At 74.1% G+C, this 14,923-nt stretch carries 9 protein-coding genes and 1 pseudogene; 2 read left to right on the plus strand and 8 right to left on the minus strand.

The features are described from left to right. Positions 1–6: 6 nt before the first annotated feature. The 3 genes from AB0O28_RS10360 to AB0O28_RS10370 all read right to left on the minus strand — a co-directional run bounded on the left by AB0O28_RS10360 (position 7) and on the right by AB0O28_RS10370 (position 5,027). Positions 7–2,322 (minus strand): SulP family inorganic anion transporter, encoded by a 2,316-nt coding sequence (locus AB0O28_RS10360; protein WP_363638486.1) that lies wholly within the window; start codon positions 2,320–2,322, stop codon positions 7–9. Positions 2,323–2,375: 53 nt separating this feature from the next. Next, positions 2,376–4,298, minus strand: a complete 1,923-nt coding sequence (locus tag AB0O28_RS10365) for a hypothetical protein (protein ID WP_363638488.1) — start codon at positions 4,296–4,298, stop codon at positions 2,376–2,378. Positions 4,299–4,481: 183 nt separating this feature from the next. Beyond that, complete coding sequence (locus tag AB0O28_RS10370) at positions 4,482–5,027, minus strand: YbhB/YbcL family Raf kinase inhibitor-like protein (RefSeq protein ID WP_363638490.1); 546 nt, start codon at positions 5,025–5,027, stop codon at positions 4,482–4,484. Positions 5,028–5,204: 177 nt separating this feature from the next. Here AB0O28_RS10370 and AB0O28_RS10375 point away from each other — a divergent pair, with 177 nt between their 5' ends. Both AB0O28_RS10375 and AB0O28_RS10380 read left to right on the plus strand, forming a co-directional pair. Further along, entirely contained in the window at positions 5,205–7,382 is a 2,178-nt protein-coding gene (locus AB0O28_RS10375) for a BTAD domain-containing putative transcriptional regulator (RefSeq protein ID WP_363638492.1), read from the plus strand. Then, positions 7,342–7,578 carry a hypothetical protein gene (locus AB0O28_RS10380; RefSeq protein WP_363638494.1) on the plus strand — a complete coding sequence of 79 codons (237 nt, stop codon included), beginning with the start codon at positions 7,342–7,344 and terminating at the stop codon, positions 7,576–7,578. Before AB0O28_RS10375 ends, AB0O28_RS10380 begins: the two co-directional genes overlap by 41 nt. Positions 7,579–7,597: 19 nt before the next feature. Here AB0O28_RS10380 and AB0O28_RS10385 read toward each other — a convergent pair whose 3' ends face one another. From AB0O28_RS10385 to AB0O28_RS10405, 5 genes and pseudogenes are all read right to left on the minus strand, one after another. After that, positions 7,598–8,404, minus strand: coding sequence for an ABC transporter permease (locus tag AB0O28_RS10385; protein WP_363638496.1), 807 nt, complete (start codon positions 8,402–8,404; stop codon positions 7,598–7,600). Between the two features lie 46 nt (positions 8,405–8,450). Then, positions 8,451–9,429, minus strand: a pseudogene (locus tag AB0O28_RS10390) (ATP-binding cassette domain-containing protein). Positions 9,430–9,574: 145 nt separating this feature from the next. Further along, on the minus strand, positions 9,575–10,396 hold the full coding sequence (locus AB0O28_RS10395; RefSeq protein ID WP_363638498.1) for an SAM-dependent methyltransferase: 822 nt from the start codon (positions 10,394–10,396) through the stop codon (positions 9,575–9,577). A gap of 371 nt (positions 10,397–10,767) precedes the next feature. After that, positions 10,768–13,050, minus strand: coding sequence for a septation protein SepH (gene sepH, locus AB0O28_RS10400; RefSeq protein ID WP_363638500.1), 2,283 nt, complete (start codon positions 13,048–13,050; stop codon positions 10,768–10,770). 499 nt (positions 13,051–13,549) lie between these two features. Next, entirely contained in the window at positions 13,550–14,842 is a 1,293-nt protein-coding gene (locus AB0O28_RS10405) for a D-arabinono-1,4-lactone oxidase (RefSeq protein WP_363638502.1), read from the minus strand. Between the last annotated feature and the right edge of the window lie 81 nt (positions 14,843–14,923).

The following is a 14,923-nucleotide window of genomic DNA, read 5'->3' on the forward strand; positions in this document are numbered from 1 at the left end:
GCGGGCTCAGCCGGTGCGCAGCTCGGGGACGGGGGTGAAGCGCTCCTGCTCCAGCACGTGCACCCGCGCCGCCCCGATGTCGAAGTACAGGCCGGTGAGCTCCAGCTTCCCCGCCCGTACGAGGGAGTCCACGAACACGTGGCTCCGCAGGTTGTCGAGCTGCTGGATCACGTTGACCCGGCAGAGCCGGTCGAGCGGCCCGGCGTCGTCGTCACCCGGCTCGGCGGCCACGAACCTGGCCAGGCTCTGCCGTCCGTGCCGCAGCCAGTCGCGCAGCGCGGGCAGGTCGGGCACCCCGCCCAGCAGGGCGGCCATCGCGCCGCAGCCGGAGTGCCCGCAGACCGTGATCGTGCGTACGTCCAGCACCTGCACGGCGTACTCGATCGTGGCCGCGACCGAGTCGTCCATGGGAACGGCCCCCGCGCGCGGCACGAGATTGCCGATGTTGCGCAGCGTGAACAGGTCACCGGGACCGCTCGCGGTAATGATGTTCGGCACGATGCGGGAGTCGGCGCAGGTGATGAACAGATGCGACGGCGACTGCTTGCGGGCCATGCGGTGGAGCAGCGGGCGGACCATCGGCGCGGTCCGGCGCTGGAACTCCCGCATCCCCTCCAGGAGGTCGGGCACGCCCTGCGGTTCGCGGACGACGGGGACGCCGCCGTGCTCCCCGCCGTGCTCCCCGCCGTGCTCCCCGTCGTGGTCCCCGTCGCCGGCCGCGCCGATCGCGACCTGGGAACCGGCGTCGCCTGCGCCGGCGTCCATGGGACGGGGGTGGCGCCGGTAGGCCCACGGCAGCCACCAGCGGTCGTGCCGGGGCGGGATCCTGGCGGGGAACAGGCGGGCGCCGCTGATCGCGGCGGAGTACCACTCGCCGTGCGGCTCGTCCACGTCGATGACGCCGCCGGTGCGCTCGTGCTCCAGCCGCCAGGCGTGCAGCGCCTCGAAGGCGGCGTTGTCCATGAAGTCCAGGTGCAGGTCGAGCTCCACGGCCGAGCCCGCGGGAACGGCGCGCAGCGCCTCGGTCAGCCGCGGCACGCCGAGGAACGTCAGCGATCCGGTGACGACGACCCGCCAGCGCCGCTCACCGGCCTGCCGTACGTCGACCGAGACCCAGGCCAGGCGGCGCAGGGCGAGCAGGGCGGCCAGCGCGAGGCCGAGCGCCACGCCCTCGGCCAGGCCGATGAACACGACCCCGCCCATCGTCACGAAGTAGACCGGCATCTCCCGGTGGTTGCGCAGGTTGCGCACATGACCGAGGTTGACCATCTGCACGCCGATGAACAGCAGCAGCGCCGCGAGCGCCTCCAGGGGGATCAGCGCGATCATCCAGGCGAAGGCCGCGGTGAACAGCAGCACCCACACCCCGTGCAGGACCGCGGACCAGCGGCTGCGCGCGCCGGCCCGCGCGTTGGTGGTCGTACGGACGACGACACCCGCCACGGGGAGGCCGCCGAGCGCGCCGGACACCACGTTCGCCACCCCCTGCGCGGTCAGCTCGCGGTCGAGGTCGGCACGGGGGCCGTCGTGCAGGCGGTTGGACGCCACGCAGGTCAGCAGCGACTCCACCCCGGCGAGAAGAGCGACGAGCAGGACGGCGCCGGCGATCGCGTGCCAGTCGCCCCGCGGCATCAACGGCCCCTCCACCGAGGAGAAGCCGCCTTTCAGGTCCACCCTCGTCAGGTCCCAGCCCGCCACCGCGGCCGTCAGCGTGGCGATCATCAGCGCGGCGAGCGGGGCGGGAACGGCGCGCAGCCGGGGGAGGCGGCCCCACACGAGCAGAACCCCGATGGTCAGCACACCGATCATGACGGCGTGCGTGTGGTTGTCGAGGATCTGGGCGGGGAGCTGGAGGACGTTCTCCAGCGCGGAGCGCTGCGGCGACCCGCCGAGCACGATGTGCAGCTGGGACAGCGCGATCACCACGCCCACCCCGGCGAGCATGCCGTGGACGACGGCGGGGGAGACCCCGAGCGCCGCCCGCGCCACCTTCAGCCCGCCGAGAACCAGCTGAAGGAGGCCGGCCATGACGGTGATGGCGCACGTGGCGCGCCAGCCGTACACGTGGACGAGCTCGGCGACGACCAGGGAAAGCCCGGCGGCGGGGCCGCTCACCTGGACGACGGACCCGCCGAGGGCGCCGGCCACCACGCCACCGACCACCGCGGCGACGAGTCCGGCGGCCACCGGCGCGCCGGACGCGACCGCGATGCCGAGCGACAGAGGCACCGCCACCAGGAAGACCACCAGCGATGCGGGCACATCGTGCTGAAGTACGGACTTCAGGTTACGTAGCGAGGTCGCCCCGTCACGAATCGTCATGGGCCGACGATATGTCAGCCGTAGAGGCCGTCACCAGGAAGGCAACGGGAAAATCACCGATAGTAGTCGGGATAGTCGCTCTCCGGGTTGTGGTGGCTGCCCCGCCGCCCGCTCGCCGAGGTGGGGGTGTCGCCGTACAGCTCGTCGTAGGAGGGCCAGCTTCCGCCGGTGTTCTGCTCGGGCTGCGACGACGGGACGCCGCCGGGTCCCTGCTGCTGGTCGTAGCCGTATCGGCTCTGCCCCGAGGGCGCGTCGTAGCCCGCCGACTCGTACGGCGAGGCGGCCGCCGGGGCGGGGCCGTTCACGGTGTCGGAGGCGTCGATCGTCGCCCAGCCCGCGCTCACCTCGTACGACGGGGTGGAGGGCGCGGCGGGCGACGGCACCGGGGCGGCCGGGTAGCCGGAGGAGTAGCCCTCGTATCCCGGCGTCTGGTAGGTCTCCGCGTTCGGCCAGGAGGACGCGCCGCGCGGCGGCTCCGGGTCGTCGAGCACGTCGCGGGGCGGGTAGCTGCCCGCGACCGGCCAGCCGGGGTCGGTGGCGCCGCTCGCGTCAGGACCGGTCACCGCCGCGCCGGCGGCTGCGGAGCCGGGCGCGTACGACGAGGAGGGGCCGGCCGCGCGGAACGGGCCCGTCGCGGCGCCGGACGGATCGTAGGCGTCGGAACGGGGCGTTTCGTAGCCCGCCCACGCGTCGAAGGAGCCGCCACCCGAGCGGGGAGCGGCGTCGGCGAGCGCGTCGGCCGGTGAGGGGGTGGGCGCCGCGGCGGGTGAGGCGGCCTCGAACGCGCCGCTGGTGCGGGCGGGGTCGTACGAGCCGGCGGTGAAGGACCCGGTGGCGGGGATGGCGGAGGACGGTGCCGTGTCGTAGCCGCCGGTCGGGTGGCCCTCGTGGGAACCGGCGCCCTGGGAGGCGAACGGCCCGGTGCCCGCGGGGGTGTCGTACGCGGAGGCGCCGAACGGGCCGGTTGCCGCCGTGATCCCCAGAGGGTCGGCGGCGGGCTGCGTGCCGTACGAGCCGGTGCCCGCGGCCGACGGGATCGCGCCCGTGCCACGCGGGCTGTCGTAGGAGCCGCCGGCCTGACCGGCCTGACCGGCCTCGGCGGCGGCAGCGGCGCGGCGGGCGGCGGCCCGAGACGACCGGCCGGACCTGCTCGGCCTGGCCGGCCGGGCGGCCGCGCTCGGGGTGTTCGTCTGGGGCCCGGCGGCGGTGAAGGGATCACTCACCGCGGACGCGGGGACGCCCCCCATCGCGGGGGAGTCGAAGGGACCGGTCGCGCGGTTCGCGTCGAAGGGACCGGTCGAGGGGGACCCGGCCGGCGAGGGCGGGGCGCCGAGCACGTCGGGCGTCGGCGCGGAGAACGTGACGGTCTTCTGGTCGGCGACAGCCGAGGCGGAGACGGGGGCGTCGGGAAGCACGGGCTCATCGGCGCCGGCACGCCTGCCGCGGGTGGAGCGGGAGGGCAACGGGACCTGCACGGTCGCGGCGTCGGGGGAGGCCGCCTGGGCCGCGGCGCTCGCCGCGTCCGCGGTCTCGTCCACCGGCCGGGGGGTGGCCATCCTCGCGGCGATCGTCCCCCCGAAGCCGCCGTCGTCCGCGCGTACGCGTGACCAGTAGTCATCGTCGTAGTCGTCGGCCTCGCCCCACTCGTCCACGCCGCGCTTGCCCCGGGCGGCGGCGGGCTGTTTGCCGCCGCGCTGCGCGGGCCGCGCCGCCTGCCGCCCACCGGGGCGGGGCGCAGGGCGGGGCGCCGGTCGCTGCTTCTCGGGCTCCTCGAAGGCGTCGAATCCCTTGGGGAAGCTCTCGAAGAACGTCTCCTCGGCGGGCCGCCGGGGCTTCGGGCCCTTGTTTTCGGCCATCGCCTTGATGCGCTCGGCGGAGAGAGCGCTCTCCCTGCGGTTCATCGACCGCATGCCCAGCGCCACGACCAGCAGCACGAGAAGCACGACGGCGACAAGACCCACAATGACCGCAGTCATAGCACCACCCTCAAGGCCATGGCCTTTCTGCGGCGCCGGTGAGGTCGCGCGGCCATCGACGCGACCTGCCCCCCTTGTTCACCCGCGCTCAGCAATTGGATCCGATTCTGCTCGACCACAATGACCGTTGTCACACCCTAGGCGAAGATTGGTGTAGCACGACTACCTCCGGTGCTCAGCATGTCACTCGATCGTGTTCGCCGTGAGGCGCCCACGGGCGATGGTGTGACTCGCGATGCCCCCCAGGGTCTCCGCGAGATCGGCGCCCTGCTTCAGGTCGAGCTTCGTGTTCAGCGCGTAGACAGTGAAACGGTAGCTGCCGTCGGCCTGGCACGGGGGCGCATAGCCCACCTTCCCGCTCGACGTCCTGCCCTGCCGGGCGCCCCGGGGGACGTCGTTGATGCCCAGCTCGGTCGTCGCAGGGTCGATGTCGAACACCACCCAGTGCACCTCCGGGCCGCTGTGGGGGCTGTTGTCGTCGACCACGAGGGCCACCGACTTGGCGCCCGACGTGCCCGACCAGCGGAGGGGCGGGTTGCCCTGCCCTCCCTTGCAGGTGTAGTCGTCCGGCAGGGGGGCGCCGTCGCGGAACTGCGGGCTCGACACACTGATGACGTCGAGGTTCCTCGGCGATCCCCCGCCCAGGATTCCGCAGCCCGACGCGGCCAGCGTGAACGCCGTCACCGTGACGGCGGCTCGCGTGACCGCTGATTTTCTCGGCGACCCCATGCCCGATGATGCTACGCGGATTGGACAGGTGCCCCGACCGGATCGCGGTGATCCGTACCGATGACCGGACCCGTGCGGGCCGTTGACCTCTGGGTTCTCCCGAATCGATCCGTACGTGGCCGGAACCGGCATGGAGGGGTGTCAGCCGTGAGCGCCCTGATCCGCCACAATCGAGACATGCAGGGGGACACGCCGGGAGCGGGCATCGGCTTCGCCGTTCTGGGTCCCCTCGACGTACGACGCGACGGGCGGCCGGTCGAGGTCGGCGGGCGGCGGCTGCGCGCCCTGCTGACGCTCCTGCTGCTCGACGCCGGTCGCACGGTGTCCACCGAGGCGCTCGTGGCGGGGGTGTGGGACGACCGTCCGCCCCCCGGCGTGGGGAACGCCCTGCAGGCGCTGGTGTCCCGGTTGCGGGCCACGGTCGGCCGCGGCCTGGTGGCCGGCGGGTCCTCCGGCTATCGCCTGGACGTCTCACCCGATCAGGTGGACCTGCACCTGTTCGCCCGCCTCGCCCGGGAAGGTGCGGGCGCGCTCGCCGAGGGCGACCCGGGCCGCGCCGCCCACCTGCTGCGGGAGGCGCTCGGCCTGTGGCGCGGCGCTCCGCTGACCGACCTGCCGAACGCCGAGGCCGAGGTGGCCCGCCTGGAGGAGCTCAGGACCGCGGCCACGGAGGACAGGATCGAAGCGGAGCTCGCCCTGGGCAGGCACGCCGACCTGGTCCCGGAGCTGCGGCTGCTCGTCACCGCCGACCCGCTGCGGGAACGGCCGCACGGGCAGCTCATGCGCGCCCTTTACGGGGCGGGCCGCCGGGTCGAAGCCCTGGCCGCCTACGAGGTGGCCCGGTCGGTCTTCGCCGAGCGGCTCGGGGCCGACCCCTCACCCGCGCTGGCCGGGCTCCACCTCGCGATGCTGAGGGGAGAGTCCGGTTGCGGCCCGTCCCCGGTGCCGGCCGGCACGTTGCGCACCGGCGACCCGCGGCCGCCGCGCCCGCCGCGACAGGGCAATCTGCGGGCCCGGCTGACCAGCTTCGTCGGCCGCGACGACGACGTCGGCCGGATCGGCGCGCTCCTCGCCGCCGACCGCCTGGTCACGCTGCTCGGCCCGGGCGGGGCGGGCAAGACGAGGCTCGCGGTGGAGTCGGCCGAGGCGCTCGCCGCCGGCGTGCCCGACGGCGTCTGGCTGGTCGAGCTCGCGCCGGTCGGGGACGCGGCGGAGGTGCCGCAGGCCGTCCTGACCGCGCTCGGCCTGCGCGACACCGGCCTGGTGCCCGTGCGCCCAGTGCCCGTCATGTCGTCCGCGCCCGCCATGCCGTCCGGGCAGGGCGGGGAGTCCGACCCGGCGACCCGTCTCGTCTCCGCTCTGGCGGCGCGCGACACGCTGATCGTGCTGGACAACTGTGAACACGTGGTCGAGCCGGCCGCCGCGCTCGCCGACCGGCTCCTCGCCGAATTCCCCGGCGTGCGAATCCTCGCCACCAGCCGTGAGCCGCTCGGCATCACCGGCGAGAGGCTGTGGCCCGTCGGCCCGCTCGGCGCCGGTCACGCCGTGCGGCTGTTCGCCGAGCGGGCGGCCGCCGTACGGCCCGGCTACGTGGTGGACGACGGCGAGCGCGACGCCGTTCAGCGCATCTGCCGCGAACTCGACGGCATGCCGCTCGCCATCGAACTGGCCGCCGCCAGGTTCCGCACGCTGTCGGCAGGGCAGATCGCCGACCGGCTCGGTGACCGGTTCCGGCTGCTCACCGGCGGGAGCCGTACGGCGATGCCCCGCCACCCGCTCCGCGCCGTCGTGGAGTGGAGCTGGGACCTGCTCGACGCCGGCGAGCGCGCGCTCGCGGCGCGGCTGGCGGTGTTCGCGGGCGGGGCCACGCTGGAGGCGGCCGAGCAGGTCTGCGAGGGCGACATCGACGTGCTCGGCAGGCTGGTCGACAAGTCGTTGGTCGCGTTCGACGGCGGGCGTTACCGCATGCTGGAGACGATCAAGGCGTACGCCGCGGAACGTCTGGCCGAGTCGGGCGACGAGCGGCCCGTGCGGCTCGCCCACGCCGAGTTCTTCGCCCGCTTCGCCGAGGCCGCCGAGCCGCACCTGCGCCGGGCGGAACAGCTCGAGTGGCTGGCCCGGCTGTCGGCCGAACACGACAACCTGTCGGCGGCCCTCCGATGGGCCTGCGAGGAGGCAGAGGCGGACCTCGCGCTGCGCCTGGTCGGCGGACTCGGATGGTACTGGTGGCTGTCCGGCCAGCGGCTTGAGGGCGCCCAGCGACAAGGCGCTGACCGTCGCCGTGGAGTCCAGCGACGCCCCGGTCATCGGGCACGTGCTCGTCGGGCACGCGGCGCTCGCCGCCCGCGACGGTGACCACGCGCGGGCCGCCGCCATCCTCGGCGGGGCGGAGGCCATCCGCGGCTTCGCCCACGACCTGAGCTTCGACCATCGGCGGGTGGCCGCCGCGGCGCGGGCCGCGCTCGGGCCCGGGGAGTTCTCCCGGTGCCGCGAGCGCGGGCGCGGCATGAGCCGGGACGCCGTGCTGGCGCTCACGTTCGGCAGGACGTGAGAGATCAGGTGTGCGGGCCTCAGGCGCGGGTGCGGAAGGCGCGTACGGCGAGCGGGGCGAAGACGACGGCGATGCCCGCGGCCCACAGCAGTGAGATCGTGGCGTCCGACGCCACCGGCCCGCCCCCGAGCAGGCCGCGGACGGCGTCCGCCAGATGGCCGACCGGATTGATCTCCACCCACTTCTGCAGCCACGCCGGCATGGTGTCGGTGGCGACGAAGGCGTTGCTGGTGAAGGTGATCGGCATCATCAGCGAGAACATCAGGATCTGGACCTTCTCCATGCTCGCCGCCGTCACCCCCACGAGCACCGCCGTCCACGACATCGCGAGCGCGAACGCCAGCAGCAGCGCGAGCGCGCCGAGCACTCCGGCGACGCCCGTGTGCACCCGGAAGCCGAGCACCAGGCCGAGCCCGAGGAACAGGGCGAACGCCCACACCTGCTTCAGCGTGTCGGCGACGATGCGCCCGGCCAGCGGGGCGGAGCGGGAGATCGGCAGGCTGCGCAGCCGGTCGAACACGCCCTTGGTGATGTCGACGTTCAGCCCGACGGCCGTGGTCATGCTCGCGAACAGCATGTTCTGCGCGACCAAGCCGGGCAGCGCGAACTGCAGGTAGTCACCCGTGGAGCCCGCGATCGCGCCGCCGAACACGTAGGTGAACAGCAGCAGGAACATGATCGGCTGCACGCTGAGGTCGATCAGCTCCATCGGGTTGTGCTTGATCTGCACCAGGCTGCGCCAGGCGAGCGTCATCGTGTGACGCAGAGCGGCCACCGCATTCGGACGGGGGGCCGCCGCGGGCGCGGTCCGGGTGATCGTGGTCATGGTCTCTCCTCGTGGCTTCGCGCGTCCTGTGACTCCCGTCGCGGCCTCATGCCGCGGCCTCGTCCTGCTCTTCGTCCTGCTCCTCGGCCTGGGTGCGGTGGCCGGTCAGGGCGAGGAACACCTCGTCGAGGCTGGCCCGGCGCAGCGACAGCTCCGCCGCGACCACGTCGAGGTCGTCGAGGCGCCGTACGATCACGGGGACGGCCGCGGGGTCGTGCACCGGGGCGGCGACCTGGCCCTGGGAGACCTCCGGCGAGGCGTCGAGCACGTCGGCCACCACGCGGCGGACGAGATCGAGGTGGGCGGCATCGAGGGGCCGCACCTCCAGGACCTGGCCGCCCGTCGCCGCCTTCAGGCCGTCCGGCGTGCCGCTCGCGATCACCTTCCCGTGATCGACCACCACGATGTCGTCCGCGAGCTGGTCGGCCTCCTCCAGGTACTGCGTGGTGAGCAGGACCGTCACACCCTCGTCCCGCAGACCGCGGACGACGCCCCACAGCTCGGTGCGGTGGCGCGGGTCCAGTCCGGTCGTCGGCTCGTCCAGGAAGAGCACTTGCGGGCGGCCGACGAGGCCGGCGGCGAGGTCGAGCCGGCGGCGCATGCCGCCCGAGTAGGTTTTGGCCGCCCGCCCGCCCGCGCCTGTGAGCGCGAAGCGGTCGAGCAGGGCGTCGGCCCGGCGCCGGGCGTCGGCCCTCGTCAGGCCCAGCAGGCGCCCGATCATCACAAGGTTCTCGACCCCGGTCAGGGTCTCGTCGACGGCGGCGTGCGGCATACTGCCCGGTCAGCCCGATCAGCGAGCGCACCTGGTGCGCCTGCCGGACCACGTCGAACCCGGCCACGCGCGCCCCGCCCCCGTCCGGCCGCACGAGCGTCGCCAGGATCCGCACCGCCGTGGTCTTCCCGGCCCCGTTGGGGCCGAGTACGCCCAGGAGACGGCCCTGCGGCACCTCCAGGTCCACCCCGTCCAGCGCCCTCGTCTCTCCGTACCGTTTCGCCAGGCCCTCGGCCTGGATGGCGTATCTCACGGCCTCTCCTCAGTCGTCCGTCGAGTCGTACGGCTCCACGCTGCCGGACGGCGCTGACAGGGCCCTGAGGAGGCGCTGAGGGCGGCCGCCGGCCGCTGACATACCGCTGACGGCGTGCTGAGAAGGAGAAGAGGGCGCCGGAGCCTCAGGGCCTGCGGGCCAGGACTCCGATGTAGCCGCTGTTGCCGGGGTCGCCCGGGTACTGGTCGTGGCGGGGACGCCAGAGCTCGACGGGCACGACGCCGGGCTCAAGCACCTCCATGCCGTCCAGCAGGGCGGCGAGCTCCTCGGGTTCACGGTGCACGAAGCCCCCGGCGGGGGTCTTGCCGTAGACCGACTGCGCCTGCTCCACCTTGGCTTGGTCGGAACGCCGGACATAGGTGTGGGAGATGGCGAGGTAGCCACCGGAGGGCAGCCCGTCCCGCAGACTCGAGACGATCCGGCTCACCTCCGCGTCGTCGGTGAAGAAGTGCAGGACCGCCAGCGCGAGGATCGCCACCGGCCGGCTGAAGTCCAGGTGCGCGCGGATCCGCTCGTCGGCGAGGATCTCGCCGGGCCGGTGCAGATCCCCCTCCACCACGATGGTGTTGGGCGTGTCGGCGAGGAGGGCGCGTGCGTGCACGAGAACCGTCGGATCGTTGTCCACGTAGACGGTGTGGGAACCGGGACCGAACGTCGCGGCGACCTGGTGCACGTTCTGCTGGGTGGGCAGGCCGGTCCCGATGTCGAGGAACTGGCGAACGCCCGCTTCGGCCAGTTCCCTGACCACCCGCACCAGGAAGGCGCGGTTGGCGCGGGCCAGCGCGGGGATGTCGTACCCCTGCTCGCGGCCGAGGCGGATGACCTGCTCGGCCGACTCACGGTCGGAGGCGAAGTTGTCCTTGCCGCCGAGGAAGTAGTCGTAGATGCGCGCCACGCTCGGAATTTTTGGATTCACACCTGCCGGAACGCGCCCCGTCTCCGTCATTCGTCGCCCTTCGCGCGATCAGTGATCCACCAGCATTGACGATCATAGAAGGTGCGGGCGCGCCTCATCCGCCATAGGAGGGAGCAACCTGACAACTGTGGCCTTATGGCGTACGGCGACCGGGAGCCCGTGAGCGTCACCGTCGCGACGCTCGCCGCCCTCCTCGCCCCGCCCGCGCGTACGCCGTTGGTCCGGTCGCGACGGGTGAGGCGCCTTCGGCGGCCGCCGTTTCAGCCGCCGGCGTCCGGACAGAGCGAAGGCCGGCGGCGAGTTCGCGTACTCACCGCCGGCCTTTCCTCGCCGGGTGGTCAGACAGCCGATGCCGCGGCCGGCGTCGCCCGCAGAATTCGCGGGCGCGACGTCACGCGGGGTCAGTCCTGCTTGCGGGCGCCGAACATGATCTCGTCCCAGGTCGGCACCGAGGCCCGGCGTCCGCGCGACTTGCGGGGACGCGGCGGAGCCGGCTTCGGCACCGGCGGGGCGGGGGTCTCGGGCTTGGTGTCCTTCGGACCCTCCTTCTGCGCCTCCTTCGCGCCGTCCTTGGATCCGTCGCCCGCGCGCTTCCCGGCATCTCCCGCCCGCGACGCCGGGGCGGCGGCGGGAGCCTGAGCCGCCGGGGCCTCGGCGGCGGGTTGCGCGGGAGCCTGCGCGGCCGGGGCCGCCGGGGCCTGCTGAGCGGCCGGGGCCTCGGCGGCGGGTTGCGCGGGAGCCTGCGCGGCCGGGGCCGCCGGAGCCGCGGGTGTGACCGGAGCGGAGGAGACCGCAGGCGGCTCCGCGGGCTCGCTCTGCGCGGGCTCGCTCGCCGGTGCGGTGACGGCCGCAGGCGGGGCCGCCGATTCCTCCGCCGCGGACTCTGCCGCGGACTCTGCCGCGGACTCCGAGGGCGGAGCGGGCGCCGGAGGCGGAGCGGACTCCGGGACGGCGACCGCCGGTGGCGTCGCGTCCTCGGCCCTGTCCGCGGCACTGTCTCCGGCCTCGTCCGTGCCCTCGTCCGTGCCCTTGTGCACGGGCGTGTCCGTGGCCTCGCCTGTGGCCTTGCCGGCGTCGACGGCCGGGTGCTCGGCCTCTCCGGGCGCGCCGGGGACGTCCGTGCCGGCGGTCGCGACGTCCGTCGCCCCCGGACCGGTCGCTCGGACGTCGGCTGTCGCGGGGCCTGTCGCCGCGGTGGGCGGGGTCGCGGTGTCCGCGGCGTTCGGGGCCGCCGCGGCATCGGCGGTCGTCGTGGAGTCCTCGGCGGTCACCGGATCCGGCGTGGCGGGGCGCGCGGCCTCCTGCGTGCCCGCCGCGTCGCCGGGTGGCGTCGCGGGGGTGGCGCCCGGTGCCGCGTCCGCGGCGGCCGCCTCATCGGTGTTCACGGTGGTGGGCCGGGGTGTGCCCGGCTCGACGGAGGCTCCGGCCGGACCCGCCGCGCCGGCGGACGGGCTCGGCGCGTCGGCACCCGCCACGGGCGCGGGCGTGGCCTCCGCGAAAGTCCGCGACTCACCCTGCACGACGTCCTGCCGGCCCACGGTGTCCTGCTGTCCCGCCGCGTCGGGCTGCCGCGTCGCGTTCTGGTCGTTCTCGCGGCCCGCACCGCCTCCGGCGGTCTCCCGGTCCGATACATCCGATACGTCCCGCACGTCCGGAACGATCCGGGCGACCTCGGCCGGCGGCGCGGCGGAGTCCCCGGCGCTCTGCGCCGGGTTGTCCACTCCGGTCTCGGGGCCGGTCGGCGCAGGCGCGGGATCGGGGGTGGCGATGAGCGACTGCGGCAGCCGGAAGGGCACCGGGGTCAGTTCCGGCCGGTACGCCGACGGCTCGTCCGCGTACGGCTCGGGACGGCCGCCGGGCTCGGGCCTCCCGGACTCCGCGCGGAGCGGCGGGCTCAGCCGCGGCGGCGGCACGTGCTCGGCCAGCGCGGCGGGCTCGGCCCGCAGCGGTTCCGGCCGCGCGGGCTCGGAGCGTACGGCGGGCACGCCGAAACCCTGCTCGCCGCGGCCCGGAGAGGTCTCCTCGGGCAGCGGCGGAACCGGGGCGAGCTTGGACGCGAGGCGGGGCACGAAGGGCCGCACGGTGGCGCTCTCCGCGTCCGGCTCGACGTACTCGGCGGCCGACAGGCGCATGGCCTCGTCGTCGTTCGGGGTGATGTGGCGGCGGCGCGGGTCGAAGAGCCACTCGGCGTGACGGGTGTGACCGTTCCAGACGAAGCCGAGCCGCACCCGCCACAGGTTGTCGTCGCGCTTGGCGGAGTCCCAGTCGATCTCGTCGGCGGGCACGCCGCGCCGGGTCAGCCGCTCGGCGACCAGCTCGCCGAGGGTGGGCCCGGGGGTCGTCTCGCCCGGCATCCGGACCGAGACCCGCTGGGCCTGCTGGGCCATGTATTCGCGCTCCTGGAGAACCGGTCCCTCGAACCAGCGGACCCTCTCCACCGGGATGCCGGCGGTGGCGGCGATCTCCTCCGCCGTCTCGCCGGCACGGATGCGCGCCTGGATCTCCTTGGGACGCAACGGGCTCTCCACTTCGATCTCGTACTGGCCGAGACGGGAGAAGTTGCCGCGGACCGCAGCGCGGAGCCGGTCGTCGACGGGCAGCGTGAAGCGCGTGCCCCGCCCGGCCGTCGCCAGGACGAGGTACGTTCCGTCCTCACTCACCGCGACGAGACGGAGCTCCTGCATGCGAGTCCCTTCGTCGTCGTGCTCTGTCTTCCCCCGGACCCTCGAGTCTCTCGCGTGAACCGGTTGCCTTCCAGCACCGTACCCGGCATGTCCGAACATCGCCTCGCCAGGGGGCGAGGCAGGTGTTGTGACGCCGGTCACATTTTTCGCGTTCACCTTTCCGCAACCTGTCGGTCGTACGGGAGCGGCAGGCCGGGGGCGGCGGCCACGCCGCCGATCCGGCCCGGAAGGCGAGAGCGAGGGTCGTGTCTCCTCAGGTGGTGCGCGCCCACCGCCCGTCCACGCGGCGCGGATGCGGCGCACGGCGCCGTGACCGTGCCGTACGCCGTGCGGCCGGACCTGCGGGAGGGTCTCATCCCTGCTTCTCCCTCGGGTTCGAATGGCGCGCCGGGCTCTGGTGTGCCCGTGCTCCGCAATGTGCCTTCCCCGGGGGAGGCGCGGGCAACGCGACACGCGGAAGACGCCGGACCGTGGAGAGGGACTTTACGCGGCGATGGGGTCAGCTCTCCCGCGACGCGCCGAGCACCCGGTCGAGGTAATCGTTGGCGAACAACCCGTCCGGGTCCATCTCGCGGCGCAGGGCGAGGAAGTCGCCGAACCTCGGATAGACGGTACGCAGGTAGTCCGCGTCGCGGGTGTGCAGTTTGCCCCAATGGGGCCGGCCACCCAGCCTGACCATGATCTCTTCCACGCCCTCGAAGTACGCCGGGTTGGGCGCCTGGCGGTAGACATGGCAGGCGACGTACGCCGAGGGCCTGCCGTACGCCGTGGACAGCCAGGCGTCCGAGGGCGGCGTGACGCGCACCTCGACCGGGAAGGTGACGGGCCAGCCCGACCGCTCCACGAGGTCCCGCGTCTCCCGCAGCGCCTGGGCGAGGTGGTGGCGCGGAACGGCGTACTCCATCTCCAGGAAGCGGACCTCGCGCACCGAGGTGAACACCCGGTAGGAGGTGTCGACGCACTCCGACGCGCCGAGCGCGCGCGCGGAGATCCCGTTGATCGCGGGGACCGCGGACGGGAAGCGCGCCCCGAGGGCGCAGGCCGCGCCGAACAGCGTGTTCTCCAGGAAGACGTTGTCGAGCCACCGCTTGAACGCCGCGGGCGGGCGGGCCGGTCCCGGGTCCCGGTTGTTGCGCTTGACCAGGCAGGTGTCGGTGTGCGGGAGCCAGAAGAAGTCGAGATGGTCGTCGGACTCGGTCAGGTCGTCGAGCGTCTCGAGGATCTCGCTGAACGCCATCGGCTCGCGGCGGGCCCGCAGCAGGAACGCGGGCTCGACCCGGAAGGTGACCGCGGTCAGGACGCCCAGCGCGCCGAGGCCCACCCGGGCCGCGTCGAACAGGTCGCCCTCGCGAACGGTCGTCACGGAGCCGTCGGCGAGGACCATCTCCAGCTCGACGACCTGGTCGGCGAGGCCGCCGACGTGCCTGCCGGTGCCGTGGGTCCCGGTCTGGATCGCTCCCGCGGCGGTCTGCGCCGTGATGTCGCCCATGTTGGCCAGCGCCAGGCCGCGCCGGTGGAGTTCCTCGTTCAGCGCGTGGAGCGGGGTGCCCGCGGCGACCTTGACCCAGCCCTCGCCCACGTCGAGCACGCCGGCCAGCGCGCCGGGCCGCAGCAGGACGCCGTCGGTGAGCGCGACCCCCGTGAACGAGTGCCCGGTGCCGGTCATGCGGACCCGCCGTCCCGTCTTCGCGGCGTCCCGTACGGCGCCGGCGACCTCGGCCGCGGACGCGGGGGTGCGGACCTCCGCGGGGGTGACCGACTGGTTGCGCGCCCAGTTGACGAAGGCGTCCATGCTCCTCCTCGCCCCGGCACCTGCCCCGGAGTGAACATGAACACTACTCATGAATAGCCCGGCTGCCTACGGGGCCGGCCG

This window comes from Microbispora sp. NPDC088329 (assembly GCF_040685655.1).
GTDB lineage: Bacteria > Actinomycetota > Actinomycetes > Streptosporangiales > Streptosporangiaceae > Microbispora.

Coding starts and splice junctions, on each gene's coding strand:
- AB0O28_RS10360 (WP_363638486.1), bottom strand. CDS start 2,322: ATGACGATTCGTGACGGGGCGACCTCGCTACGTAACCTGAAGTCCGTA.
- AB0O28_RS10365 (WP_363638488.1), bottom strand. CDS start 4,298: ATGACTGCGGTCATTGTGGGTCTTGTCGCCGTCGTGCTTCTCGTGCTG.
- AB0O28_RS10370 (WP_363638490.1), bottom strand. CDS start 5,027: ATGGGGTCGCCGAGAAAATCAGCGGTCACGCGAGCCGCCGTCACGGTG.
- AB0O28_RS10375 (WP_363638492.1), top strand. CDS start 5,205: ATGCAGGGGGACACGCCGGGAGCGGGCATCGGCTTCGCCGTTCTGGGT.
- AB0O28_RS10385 (WP_363638496.1), bottom strand. CDS start 8,404: ATGACCACGATCACCCGGACCGCGCCCGCGGCGGCCCCCCGTCCGAAT.
- AB0O28_RS10395 (WP_363638498.1), bottom strand. CDS start 10,396: ATGACGGAGACGGGGCGCGTTCCGGCAGGTGTGAATCCAAAAATTCCG.
- sepH (WP_363638500.1), bottom strand. CDS start 13,050: ATGCAGGAGCTCCGTCTCGTCGCGGTGAGTGAGGACGGAACGTACCTC.
- AB0O28_RS10405 (WP_363638502.1), bottom strand. CDS start 14,842: ATGGACGCCTTCGTCAACTGGGCGCGCAACCAGTCGGTCACCCCCGCG.